The following is a 12,315-nucleotide window of genomic DNA, read 5'->3' on the forward strand; positions in this document are numbered from 1 at the left end:
GCTACCGCGCGCCGGACAGCACCTTCTGAATGCGCTGCGGCGAGACCGGCTGGGCCGTGCCGAGCCGCTGGGCGAAGACGCTGATCCGGTACTCCTCGAGCAGCCATCTGGCCTCGACCAGCGCGGGCGGCGCATCCGCAGGCAGGGGGATCGTGCCGCCGGCCTCCTCGAAAACGCGCGCCATGCGCTCGTACTCGGTCATGCGCGCGCGGTCCTTGCCCGGCTCGTTGGCGAGGATGTTGAGGCGCTCGAGCATGCCGTCGAGGTAGCGCGGCAGATGAGCGAGGCGCGCGACGCCCATCGCCGAGATGAACCCGGGGCGCACGAGGGCGGCGAGCTGGGAGCGGATGTCGTTCAGCGGCCCCAGCAGGGCGAGCGAGTTCTGCGACTTGAGGCCGCGCTCGACGTCGCGCGCTTTCGTCAGGATTCGCGCGACGAGCGACACGCAGCTGAACAGCTGATCGACGAGCCCGGCACTGACGGCATCGCGGACACGGGCGAAATCGGCCTCGGTGCGGACGATCCCACTGCCCGGTGTCGACGCTGCGGAGCCGGTGGCCGCATCGATCATGCTGCGGACCACCGCGGACCGCGCGTCCTCGATGAGCGCGGCGACGTTCTGGTACGGCGAGGCCGCCAGCGCCAGTTTCTCCTGGCTGGTGAGATGGCCCTGGACGTAGGACGACGGCGACGGCACGTTGAGGAGCACGAGACGCAGGATGCCCTCGCGCGTCGCCTTCGCGGCGGCATCCGCCGTGGCCTCCACGCGGACGGACACAGTCTTGCCGGCATCCACGATCGCGGGATAGCCCCGGACGACGCCGCCGGCGACGCGGGTGTCGAGCACCTCGGGGAGTGCGCCGAATGTCCAGCCGGTGAGGCCGTCCTGGGCGACGAACGCCGATGTCGTCGTCGGGGAGGCAGCGTGAGCACCCGCATCTCCAGCTCCTTGAGCCTGTCGAAGGGCATCCGCCATCGCCGTCTCCGGTCGCCGACCCCGACTCTCTGCCGGTCGAGCGATCGAACGCGCGACGCTCGCCCGCGCTCGGTCAGCCAGGTCGTCCTGCAACTGCGACAGATCCCTCGCCGACCCCGCCACGCGGCCGCGTTCGTCGACGGCGCGGAAGTTCATCCGCAGGTGCCCGGGCACCCGATCCTCGTCGAAGTCGGATGCCGCGACCGGCTGATTCGCGAGTGGCTGGATGAGCTTCGCCAGCGACTCCTTGAGCGTCGCGGTCGGCAGACCGCTGTGATGCTCTGGGCCGCCGGCCGCGATCTCCGCACCGAACTTCTCGGCCCAGTCCGCGGCGGGAACGACGTGCCGACGGATGACTTTGGGCAGGGCGCGCAGCAGTGCGGTCACGAGCTCCGCGCGCAGCCCTGGTACCTGCCAGTCGAAGCCGCGGTCCTCGATCTGAGCGAGCAGCGCCAACGGGATCACGACGCTCACGCCGTCGTCCGGTGCGCCGGGCTCGAAGCGGTACGCGAGCCCGAGAACCTGGTCGCCCTGCGTCCATCGCGTCGGAAACTCGCTCCGGTCAGTGCGATCGGCGTCGTCGAGCAGATCGTTCTCGCGCATGACGAGCAGCTTCGGCGTCTTCAGGAGCGCCTCGCGCCACCACCGTTCGAACGAGCGCACGTCGAAGACATCGGCCGGGATGCGCTCGTCGTAGAAGCGGAAGACCGCCTCGTCGCCGGCAAGGATGTCGCGGCGCCGCTCGCGTTCCTCCAGCTTCTCGAGGCGTTTGCGCAGTTCGCCGTTGCTGCGCCAGAACGCGCTCACACGCTTGTCGATCCGGCTCGGATCCCACTCGCCCTCGACGAGAGCGTGCCGCAGGAAGAGCTCTCTGGCCGCTGCGCGGTCGATGCGGGCGAACGGGACGCGGCGGCGAGGGATGATCTCGACGCCGAACAGGATCACCTTCTCGAAGGCGACGGCGGCTCCGGCATCCTTCGACCAGTGCGGCTCCGAGACCTGGCGTTTGGCGAGGTCGCCGGCCAGCGCCTCGGCCCACGCCGGGTCGATCGCGGCGGCCGTGCGGGCGAACATGCGCGAGGTCTCGACGATCTCGGCCGCCATGACCGCGCTGGGGCTCTTCTTGCGCAGGGCGGAGCCGGGGAAGATCGAGAAGCGGATGCCGCGGGCGCCTCGGTACTCAGTGACTCGGCGCCTGGCGTCCTTCGGGGGCGTCTTGCTCGCTCCCTTGGCTGGCGCGGTGCGTTCATCGAGGATGCCGATCTGCGACAGCAACCCGCTCAGCAGCGCCCGGTGCACGGCATCCGACTGGGTCGGACTGCGCTCCTCGCCGGCATGGCTTCTCGACTCGCCGCGCTCGCGCGAGGGATCCTTCACCAGCGACCGCAGCTGGCGGTGCACGTCGAACCATTCCCGGACGCGTACATAGTTCAAGTGCTCGGCGCGGCACATGCGGCGGAACGCGCTCGAGCCGAGCTCTCGCTGCTGCTCGCGCAGGTGATTCCAGAGGTTCAGGATCGAGAGGAAGTCGCTGGTCGGGTCGGCGAAACGCGCGTGCGAGCGGTCGGCTTCGTCGCGTATGCCCTGCGGGGCATCCTGAGAAGGGCGCTCTCGGACGTCCTGGATCGACAGGCCGGAGACGATGGCGAGCACGTCCGCGACGACGCCCGTCTTCGCCGCCTCGACGAGCATGCGGGCGAAGCGCGGGTCGATCGGCATCCGGGAGATGTCGCGGCCGATGCGAGTGAGTCTCGGGGTGTCGCCCGCCAGCGTGATCGCGCCCAGTTCGACCAGCAGATCGAACGCGGCCTTGATTCCGCGCGAATCCGGAGGGGTGAGGAAAGGGAACGCCTGGATGTCGCCGAAACCGAGAGAGAGCATCTGCAGCACGACCGAGGCGAGCGAGGTGCGCAGGATCTCCGGTTCGGTGAACTCCGGGCGCTTGTCGAAGTCCTCTTCGGAGTAGAGCCGGATCGCGATGCCGTCACTGGTGCGCCCTGCGCGTCCAGAGCGCTGATTCGCCGAGGCCTGCGAGATCGCCTCGATCGGCAGGCGCTGCACCTTGGAGCGGTTGCTGTAGCGCGAGATCCGTGCGGTGCCGACGTCGATGACGTACTTGATCCCCGGGACGGTAAGGCTCGTTTCGGCGACGTTCGTCGCGAGGACGACCCGGCGGCGCACGCCGGCGACACGGCTGCGTTCGAACACGCGATGCTGCTCGGCGGCGGACAACCGTCCGTACAACGGCAGGACCTCGGTGGGAGAGCGGTCCTTCGCGTACGCGGAGCGCACGGCATCCGCGGCATCCCGGATCTCCGCCTCACCGGGAAGGAAGACGAGAACGTCGCCGGCGGCCTCGCGGTCGAGTTCGCGCAGCGCCGTGACGATCGCCGAGACCTCGTCACCGGGCTCGCCTGCGGCGCCCGATGCAGCTCGGGCGCCGGTCGTCGCCCGCGCAGCCCCTGAACCGGCCGTGCTCGCCGGATTGCCTTCCGCGGTCTCATCGACGAGGGGGCGATACCGGATCTCGACAGGGAAGGTTCGTCCCGACACCTCGATCACGGGTGCCGGTTCGCCATCAGCATCCGCGAAGTGCCGGGCGAAGCTCTCGGGATCGATCGTGGCCGAGGTGATGATGACCTTGAGATCGGGCCGTTCCGGCAGGATCCGGGTGAGGTAGCCGAGCAGGAAGTCGACGTTCAACGAGCGCTCGTGCGCCTCGTCGATGATGATCGTGTCGTAGCGGCGCAGCAGCCGGTCGCGATGGATCTCGTTCAGGAGGATGCCGTCGGTCATCAGGGCGATCTGCGTGGCGTCTGAGACCTGATCGGTGAATCGGACCTTGTAGCCGACGAGGCCCCCGAGCTCGACCTGCAGCTCCTCTGCGACGCGCTCGGCGATCGTGCGGGCGGCCAGCCGGCGAGGTTGCGTGTGCGCGATGCGCTCGCGGCCCAGCTCGAGGCAGATCTTCGGTAGCTGGGTCGTCTTGCCCGATCCGGTGGCACCCGCGACGATGACGACCTGATTCGCGCGGATCGCGTCGGCGATCTCGTCCCTGGCCGCGCTGACGGGCAGCTCGGCGGGGTACGTGATCACGGGGGAGGACATAGCCCTCCATCGTACGACGCGGAGCGTCCTGATCGTCGACGGGCATGTCCGGATCGCAACTGACCTGCCCGGAACCGGCTGACCGGTTCTAGGCTGGATCGCATGACGATTCCCACGCTTTCTCTCAACGATGGCCACTCGATCCCCCAGCTCGGCTACGGCGTCTTCAAGGTCGATCCGGCCGACACCGAGCGTGCTGTCTCCGAAGCACTCGAGGTCGGGTACCGCCACATCGACACCGCGGCGATCTACGGCAACGAGGAGGGCGTCGGTGCGGCGATCGCATCCAGCGGCATCCCGCGCGACGAACTGTTCATCACGACCAAGCTCTGGAACGACCGCCACGACGGCGAAGAAGCGCATGCCGCGATCGCCGAGAGCCTCGAGAAGCTCGGCCTCGATCGCGTCGACCTGTACCTTGTGCACTGGCCGACGCCGGCCAAGGACAACTACGTCAACGCGTGGCAGAAGCTCATCGAGATCCGTCAGCAGGGTCTCGCCCGCTCCATCGGCGTCTCGAACTTCCTGGTGCCGCATCTCGAGCGCATCGTCGCCGAGACCCAGGTCATCCCGGCCGTCGACCAGATCGAACTGCACCCGGCCTACCAGCAGCGCGAAGTGACGACGTGGGCGGCCGAGCACGGCATCCGCATCGAGTCGTGGGGCCCGCTCGGCCAGGGCAAGTACGACCTGTTCGGCACGCCGGCCATCGCCGAGGCGGCGACGGCGCACGGAAAGTCTCCGGCCCAGGTGGTGCTGCGCTGGCACCTGCAGAAGGACTTCATCGTGTTCCCGAAGTCCGTGCACGCCGAGCGGCTCCGCGAGAACATCGACGTCTTCGACTTCACACTGTCGGATGCCGAGGTCGACGCGATCGACGCCCTCGACCCGCTGGATGGAACGGGTCGCGTCGGCGCGCACCCGAACGAGCTCAACTGAGTCATCTCACGTCACATGACGCCCCGTGTCGCCTCGTGCGCCACGGGGCGTCGTCGCGAGTACCGTCCTCAGACATGACAGCTCCCTATCGCATCGTGGCCGTGTCCGGTTCGCTCCACGAGCCCAGCAAGACGACCGCTCTCGTCCGTGCGATCGCGGATGCGGTCGCCGAGCGCGCGCCAGCCGAGATCACGGTCATCGAACTCACCACCATCGGCCCGGCGCTCGCCGGCGCACTGCGCCGCGACCATCTCTCGCCGGAGGTGGAGGCGCAACTGGTCGCGATCGAGCAGGCCGACCTGCTCATCGTCGGCAGCCCGGTGTACCGGGCATCCTTCACCGGGCTGTTCAAGCATCTCTTCGACTTCATCGGCCAGTACGACCTGGTCGGCAAACCCGTGCTGCTCGCCGCGACGGGCGGCGGCGAGCGGCACGCTCTCATCATCGAGCATCAGCTGCGACCGCTGTTCGCGTTCTTCCAGGCGCTCACGCTGCCGATCGGCGTCTATGCCAGCGACACCGACTTCGACCGGTACGTCATCACCTCGGAGATCCTGCGCAACAGGATCGCGCTCGCGGCCGACCGGGCCCTGCCGCTGGTGGGATACGCCGCGACGAGATCGGTCGAGGTGCTCGCCGGCTGACGGTCCGGGTCCGGGCCCCGGCGCCGGCAGCGGCGTGCGTCTCGATCTCGGCGGCGTGGGTCTCAAATGTGGGCGGCGTACCGTGGAGCCATGACCAACCGGCTCGCCGACACCCTGAGTCCGTACCTTCGGGCGCATGCCGGCAACCCCGTCGACTGGTATCCGTGGGGCGCGGAGGCCTTCGAGGAAGCGCGGCGCCGCGGGGTGCCGATGCTCATCTCGATCGGCTACTCCACATGCCATTGGTGTCACGTCATGGCCAGGGAGTCGTTCTCGGATCCGGAGGTCGCGGCGACGATGAACCGCGACTTCGTGAACGTCAAGGTCGATCGCGAGGAGCATCCGGACGTCGACGGCGCGTACATGGCCGCGGCATCCGCCTTCACGCAGAACCTGGGCTGGCCGCTCACCGTGTTCGCGACGGGGGAGGGGCGCACGTTCTACGCCGGAACCTACTGGCCGCCCCAGTCGCGCGGGCAGCTTCCCTCGTTCCGCGATGTGCTCGCCGCGGTGCAGGAGGCGTGGACGGTGCGTCACGACCGAGTGGTGGAGTCGGCGGATGCCGTCGCGCATGCGCTCGCCGAAGCATCCGCCTCCGTGTCGAGCGAGCTGCCGACCACGGCGGCGCTGGTCGCGGCAGCGGAGTCGATCGCCGCGCAGGAGGATCGTGCGCACGGCGGGTTCGGCGGGGCGCCCAAGTTCCCCGTCGCGACGACGCTCGCCTTCCTGCAGACGCCGCTGGTGCGGGCCGACGCTCCGGATGCCGCGGCCGCCGCGTCTCGTGCGCTCGCGGCGATGTCCGCATCCGCGCTGCACGATGCGGACGGCGGGTTCTTCCGCTACGCGACCGAGCGCAACTGGACGGTTCCGCACTACGAGCGGATGCTGACCGACAACGCCCAGCTGCTGGACGCCGCCCTGCGCGCGGGCGATCACGCGACGGCCCGCGGAATCGCGCCGTTCCTGCTCGAGACCCTCCGTGTCGACGGCGGAGGGTTCGGCGCTGCGCAGGACTCCGAATCCTGGATCGACGGTGAGCGCAGCGAGGGCGGCTACTACCTGCGCGACTGCGCGGAGCGCGCAGGGCTCGAGCCGCCCGCCGTCGACGGCAAGGTCATCACGGGATGGAACGGTCTGGCGATCGGCGCACTCGCCCGTGCGGGCGCGGCGCTCGAGGAGGCGGCGTGGGTCGAGGCCGCGGTCGCTGCGGCATCCTTCGTGCTGGCGACGAATCGCGGGGACGACGGACGCCTCGTGCGGCTGTCGCTGGACGGCTCGGCATCGCGCGCCGTCGCGACGGCGGCCGATCTCGGGTTGCTGGCGGACGGACTCCTCTCTCTGGCGACGGCGACGGGGGAGGCCTCGTGGGCCGTGACCGCGCTGTCGTTGCTCGACGGCATCCTGACAGACGGTGCGGACATCGACCCGCTGCTGACCGCGCGGGGCATCGCGGCTGCGCCGGATCACACGGATGGCGACCTGCCCTCCGGCGGCTCGGCGATCGCGCAGGCAGCCCTGACGGCGTGGCGCCTCGGTGCGGGCGAGCGGTATCGAGCCGCGGCGGAGTCGCATGTGCGGGCGCAGGCGGAGGCCGCGCTTCGGCATCCGTTCGGGCACGGCAGCCTGCTGCGGGTGGCGGCCGGACTCGAGGAGGCGCCGCGTCAGCTGGTGGTGGTGACGTCGGACCCGTCGTCCGCGTTGGCCGCCGCGGCTCGCGGGGCTGATGCCGACGTGGTCGCCGTGGTGACACCTGCGCAGGCGCAGGCGTTCGCGGATGCCGGGTTCGAACTGTTCGAGGGCAAGGCCGGAGCGGATGCCGTCGCATATGACTGCCGATCGTTCGTGTGCCGGCTGCCGGTGTCGGATGCCGCGGAGATTCCGGCGGCGCGCTGAGAGCGTGGGCACGGGCGATCACCGTGCGCGATGGCGGATGCGTGATTCCGGGGTGCACTGTCCCGGCGACCTGGTGCGAGGTCCATCACGTCCGTGAGCACGCCGAGGGCGGTCCGACTCGCACGGACAACGGCGTCCTGCTGTGCTGGTGGCATCACCGCACGCTGCACCTGACCGAATGGGTCATCCGCATGAACCGCGGCGTCCCCGAGATCCGCGGCCCCGCCTGGTGGGACCTGCACCAGAGCTGGCACCGCGCCCGCTCACCGCACCTCGCCATCCCTCCTCGACGACGACGTGCGGCGGCCTGACCATGCGCAACCTCGCGTCGGTCGCTACACCCACCCCGGCAGCCAGTTGTGCACCAGCCAGAACGTGTACGGCACGTTGAGTCCCACCCAGAGCGGGTAGAAGAACGCCGACGCGAGCGCCGTCAGAACGAGGAACACCATCACGGTGCGCTCACCGGCCTGGCGCCGGTGCAGCGGATCTCGTCGACGCCCGGCGAGATCCCGCAGCGCCAGCGCGAGCGCGATCACGAGGAACGGCATCATCGCCACCGTGTAGAACTGGAAGATCGTCCGCCCTGGCGTCAGCAGCCACGGCACGTACGTGACCGCGAGTCCGACGAGCGGAATGCCGTACTGCCACGGCATCGGCTTGCGGACGATCAGACCGCGGATGAATCGGTACAGCAGGTACGCGGCAGCGGCGACGCCGGCGTACCAGATCAGCGGATTCGGCAACGCGGTGATGACGGCGATGCAATGGTCGGTTCCCCAGCAGGACTGATCCGAGCTGTCCACCCAGACGGCCGTGGGGCGCAGCAGCAGCGGCCACTGCCAGGCCGGGCTCGCATACGGATGGCCGGTGGCGAGCCCGACGTGGAATCCGTACATCGCCTGGTGGTAGTTCCACAGCGCCGTCAGGGGGTTCGGATCGCTCGTCCGGTCGTACCCCGCGCTCGTCACGAGCCATCCGGTCCAGGACACCAGGTACACGAGCAGTGCCGGCGGCACGAGCAGCAGGAACGTGATCGGCCCCTGGCGCACAGCGGCATCCGTCGGCCAGAACACGACGCCGGCGCGACGTCGAGCGAGCGCATCCGTGACGACCAGGTAGATGCCGAGGCCGGCGAGTGCGTAGAGGCCGGACCATTTGACGGCCGTCGCCGCCCCCAGGGCGAGACCCGCCGCGACGATCCAGGGGCGTCGCCACAGGATGCGGCCCCAGAGGGGGTCCGGCGCCTGGCCATCCCGCCGCTCCAGATCGGGGATCGTGCGCCGTCGGTCCAGGATCACGAACAGGAACCCCAGCATGAGGAAGAAGGCGAGGATGCCGTCGAGCAGCGCGATCCGGCTCATCACGATGCTCAGGCCGTCGATCGCCAGCATCCCGCTCGCGATCGCCGCGACCGGGATCGAACGGGTCATCGCGAGGGCGATCAGGTAGACGACGAGCACCGTCGCGGTGCCGAGGATCGCCGTCGCCAGGCGCCAGCCTCCGCTCGAGCCTGGCCCGAACAGTGCCATGCCGAGGGCGATGAGCCATTTGCCCAGAGGCGGATGCACGATGAAGCTGCCCTCGTCGCCCAGCGCGCTCGTGTCGCCGGAGGTCAGCTGCTCGTTCGCGCCGTCGCCCCAGACGCCCTCGTATCCCTGGACCCACAGCGCCCAGGCGTCCTTCACGTAGTAGGTCTCATCGAAGGCCAGCGTGTCCGGACGGTCGAGGTTCACCATCCGGAGCACCGCCGCGAGCGCGGTGATGAGGAGCGGAACGAACCAGCGCAGCAGCCGTGTCCACTCCGGATCCTCGAGGAAGCGGGTGCCGAAGCGCCCCCACAGCGTCGATCGCTGGGCCGGAGGCGGCAGCAGGGGCACGGGGGCGGTCACGGCTCAAGCCTAGATCGTGCCGCCTAAGCTGAACGTGTGATCATCCTGGCCGCCACCCCGATCGGCAATCTCGGCGACGCGTCGCGGCGCCTGATCGAAGTGCTCGAGAACGCCGAAGTGGTCGCCGCCGAGGACACCCGCACGACTCAGCGGCTGCTGAAGGGCCTGCAGATCGAGAATCGTCCTCGGCTGATCGCGCTGCACGACCACAACGAGAAGCACAAGGCGGCCGAACTGGTCGCGCTCGCCGTCGACCAGGACATCGTGCTCGTCAGCGACGCCGGGATGCCGGCGGTCAGCGACCCCGGCTACGGCGTCGTCGCTGCGGCGGTCGAGGCCGGCGTGACCGTGACCGCCATCCCTGGTCCGAGCGCGGTGCTCATGGCACTGGCGATCTCGGGGCTGCCGACTGACCGCTTCACGTTCGAGGGCTTCCTGCCGCGCAAGCCGGGGGAGCGGCGCTCGACGTTGCTGGCGCTCGCCGCAGAACCGCGCACCATGGTCTTCTTCGAGTCGCCGTCGCGGCTGGCGTCGTCTCTCGCCGACATGGGTGCGGCCTTCGGCCCAGGCAGGCGCATCGCGGTCTGCCGTGAGCTGACGAAGCTGTACGAAGAGGTGCGGCGGGGGACGGCATCCGATCTCGTCGCCTGGGCCGAGCAGGGAGTCAAAGGCGAGATCGTCGTCGTCGTCGATGGCGCGGCGGCGATCGAGATCTCGGCGGAGGATGCCGCAGCGCAGGTGCAGTCGCTCGTCGCCTCAGGCATCCGATTGAAGGATGCCTGCGCGGAAGTCGCCGCTGCCACGGGCCTGAGCTCCCGGGACCTCTACCAGCAAGCGCTCGCAGCGCGCAGCCGCTGACGCAGGGTCGTACCCGCTGACGCACGGTCGGACCGATGGAGAAAACCGCGCGGTCGGACGGAATCCGCGTTGTGCGCCCGACATTCGGGATTTCTCCGACGGAACGGCGGCGGGACGCGCGTCGCGCCGTCGCTCGTGCCTAGGCTCGGCCTATGACCGATGCCTCGATCGCCGCCGCATACGACGCCCGCGCAGCCGAGTACATCGAGCTCCTCGGGTCCGTCGACGAGATGGACGCCGACCGGCAGCTCATCGACACATGGCGGGACTCGAGCCACGGCGTGCTTCTCGATGCCGGGTGCGGGCCAGGGCATTGGACGCGTTTTCTTCATGACGGCGGCCGCGAAGCGGTCGGCGTCGACCTCTCGTCCGAGCTCGTCGACGCGGCGCGCACGCGCTTCCCCGACCTCGATCTCACGCGCGCGTCGCTGCACGACCTGCCGTTCGAGGATGCGTCGTTCGGCGGCATCCTCGCCTGGTACTCGCTCATCCACACCCCGCCGGCGGAACTGCCCTCGATCCTGGCCGAGCTCGCCCGCGTGCTCGCCCCTGGCGGGTCCGTGCTCGTTGGCTTCTTCGACGGCGCACCGCGAGAGCCGTTCGCGCATGCGGTCACGACCGCCTACTTCTGGGATGCCGCCGCTCTCAGCGCGCTGCTGCAGGATGCCGGATTCGCGGTCATCAGCTCCGAACGCCGCGAGCGGGCAGTCGGTGAGGCCAGCGTCCGGCCGCACGGCGCCCTCATCGCGCGGCGCGCCTGACGCGGCGTCATCGCGCAGCAATCGACCTGGGTACCCTGGTGGACAGCCCGGGGCGAAGGGATCTCATGGTGACGAAGGCAGCGACGGTCTACGACGTCGCCGAGCGCGCTGGCGTGTCGATCGCGACCGTCTCCCGCGTGCTGCGCACCCCGGATGCCGTGCGGCCCGTCACCCGCGATCGCGTCCTGGATGCGGTCGCGGCGCTCGGCTACGTCCCCAGCGGCAGCGCCCGCGGACTCGCGGAGCGGCGCACTGGTGTCCTCGGGCTGTACTTCCCCGGTTTCGACGCGGCTGAGGAGGCGCCGGCACTCGATGTGCTCTCCGCGGGGAGAGCAGACGCCCGGCCGTTCACGGTCGTCGACGACGACGCGGCGCCCGGCGAACACCACCCGTCGAACCTGTTCCTCGACGACGTGCTGCGCGGAGCGGAGCTCGAAGCCTGGAAGCAGGGCTTCGTGCTCATGATCGGCGTCGGCCGCGACGACCCGGATCGGGCCACCGTGCGCGACATGGCCGGGCGCGTGGACGGCCTCGTGGTGCTCGCGCGCAGCGTGCCGGACGACGTCCTCGCCCGCCTCGCCCGCCGCATCCCGGTCGTGGTGCTCGCGGGGCCTCCGCGCGGCGACCGCTACGACCACGTCACGGTCAACAACGTCGAGGCGATGGCGGAGCTCACCCGTCACGTGCTGGCGCAGACGGACGGGCGGCCGCCTGCTTTCCTGGCCGGTCCGGAGGACTCTCCCGACGGCGCGCAGCGGTGGCAGGGCTTCGCCTCGGCCATCGCGGACGCCGGGATCGCGATCGAGGACGTCACCGTCCTGCGGGGCGACTTCACGCGGGCGTCAGGGCGACGAGCCGCTGCGGAGCTGCTGTCCGGCGATCTGCCGGCGGCGCTGATGTCGGCCAACGACCAGATGGCGCTGGGCGCCCTCGATTCGTTCCGTTCCGCCGGAGTACACGTGCCGGACGATCTGCTCGTCACCGGGTTCGACGGGATCGACGCTGCCGCGCTCTCCGTCCCGCGGCTGACGACGATCCGCCAGCCGATGATCGACCTCGGCAGGGCATCCGTTCAGGTGCTCGCCCGCCGGCTCGAGCAGCCGGATGCCGACCCGATGTTCGTGCGCCTGCCGCTGACGATCGCGCTGCGCGAGAGTTCGCTGCGGCGCCCCTGATCGCGTCCGTCCGAGCGTCCGTCCGAGCGGGTGATCGAAGGTCAAGGGGTTGCGATCCCAAAATGTATG

9 protein-coding genes are annotated in these 12,315 nt (G+C 69.9%); 7 read left to right on the plus strand and 2 right to left on the minus strand.

The features are described from left to right. Nucleotide 1: 1 nt before the first annotated feature. The gene (gene hrpA, locus ACWAT3_RS08290) at nucleotides 2-4,084 is read right to left on the minus strand and encodes an ATP-dependent RNA helicase HrpA (RefSeq protein ID WP_460797458.1); all 4,083 of its coding nucleotides are present in this window, start codon (nucleotides 4,082-4,084) and stop codon (nucleotides 2-4) included. A 102-nt stretch (nucleotides 4,085-4,186) separates the two neighbouring features. Here hrpA and ACWAT3_RS08295 point away from each other — a divergent pair, with 102 nt between their 5' ends. The 4 genes from ACWAT3_RS08295 (at nucleotide 4,187) to ACWAT3_RS08310 (ending at nucleotide 7,871) form a co-directional block, all read left to right on the plus strand. After that, nucleotides 4,187-5,023, plus strand: coding sequence for an aldo/keto reductase (locus tag ACWAT3_RS08295; protein WP_460797460.1), 837 nt, complete (start codon nucleotides 4,187-4,189; stop codon nucleotides 5,021-5,023). A 74-nt stretch (nucleotides 5,024-5,097) separates the two neighbouring features. Beyond that, the gene (gene msuE, locus ACWAT3_RS08300; protein ID WP_460797462.1) at nucleotides 5,098-5,667 is read left to right on the plus strand and encodes an FMN reductase; all 570 of its coding nucleotides are present in this window, start codon (nucleotides 5,098-5,100) and stop codon (nucleotides 5,665-5,667) included. A 90-nt stretch (nucleotides 5,668-5,757) separates the two neighbouring features. Beyond that, nucleotides 5,758-7,560: a thioredoxin domain-containing protein gene (locus ACWAT3_RS08305; protein WP_460797464.1), complete on the plus strand. Its 1,803-nt coding sequence runs from the start codon at nucleotides 5,758-5,760 to the stop codon at nucleotides 7,558-7,560. Nucleotides 7,561-7,601: 41 nt separating this feature from the next. Further along, nucleotides 7,602-7,871, plus strand: a complete 270-nt coding sequence (locus ACWAT3_RS08310) for an HNH endonuclease signature motif containing protein (protein ID WP_460797466.1) — start codon at nucleotides 7,602-7,604, stop codon at nucleotides 7,869-7,871. Between the two features lie 24 nt (nucleotides 7,872-7,895). Here ACWAT3_RS08310 and ACWAT3_RS08315 read toward each other — a convergent pair whose 3' ends face one another. Next, nucleotides 7,896-9,452, minus strand: coding sequence for a dolichyl-phosphate-mannose--protein mannosyltransferase (locus tag ACWAT3_RS08315; RefSeq protein ID WP_460797468.1), 1,557 nt, complete (start codon nucleotides 9,450-9,452; stop codon nucleotides 7,896-7,898). Between the two features lie 36 nt (nucleotides 9,453-9,488). Here ACWAT3_RS08315 and rsmI point away from each other — a divergent pair, with 36 nt between their 5' ends. From rsmI to ACWAT3_RS08330, 3 genes are all read left to right on the plus strand, one after another. Continuing rightward, the gene (gene rsmI, locus ACWAT3_RS08320) at nucleotides 9,489-10,310 is read left to right on the plus strand and encodes a 16S rRNA (cytidine(1402)-2'-O)-methyltransferase (protein ID WP_460797470.1); all 822 of its coding nucleotides are present in this window, start codon (nucleotides 9,489-9,491) and stop codon (nucleotides 10,308-10,310) included. Between the two features lie 152 nt (nucleotides 10,311-10,462). Further along, nucleotides 10,463-11,071 carry a class I SAM-dependent methyltransferase gene (locus ACWAT3_RS08325; protein WP_460797472.1) on the plus strand — a complete coding sequence of 203 codons (609 nt, stop codon included), beginning with the start codon at nucleotides 10,463-10,465 and terminating at the stop codon, nucleotides 11,069-11,071. Nucleotides 11,072-11,136: 65 nt separating this feature from the next. After that, a complete protein-coding gene (locus ACWAT3_RS08330; RefSeq protein WP_460797474.1) occupies nucleotides 11,137-12,246 on the plus strand; it encodes a LacI family DNA-binding transcriptional regulator in 1,110 nt (369 codons plus the stop codon). Nucleotides 12,247-12,315: the final 69 nt, after the last annotated feature.

The sequence above is a fragment of the Microbacterium sp. GXF0217 genome, from assembly GCF_054798195.1.

Coding starts and splice junctions, on each gene's coding strand:
- hrpA (WP_460797458.1), bottom strand. CDS start 4,084: ATGTCCTCCCCCGTGATCACGTACCCCGCCGAGCTGCCCGTCAGCGCG.
- ACWAT3_RS08295 (WP_460797460.1), top strand. CDS start 4,187: ATGACGATTCCCACGCTTTCTCTCAACGATGGCCACTCGATCCCCCAG.
- msuE (WP_460797462.1), top strand. CDS start 5,098: ATGACAGCTCCCTATCGCATCGTGGCCGTGTCCGGTTCGCTCCACGAG.
- ACWAT3_RS08305 (WP_460797464.1), top strand. CDS start 5,758: ATGACCAACCGGCTCGCCGACACCCTGAGTCCGTACCTTCGGGCGCAT.
- ACWAT3_RS08325 (WP_460797472.1), top strand. CDS start 10,463: ATGACCGATGCCTCGATCGCCGCCGCATACGACGCCCGCGCAGCCGAG.
- ACWAT3_RS08330 (WP_460797474.1), top strand. CDS start 11,137: ATGGTGACGAAGGCAGCGACGGTCTACGACGTCGCCGAGCGCGCTGGC.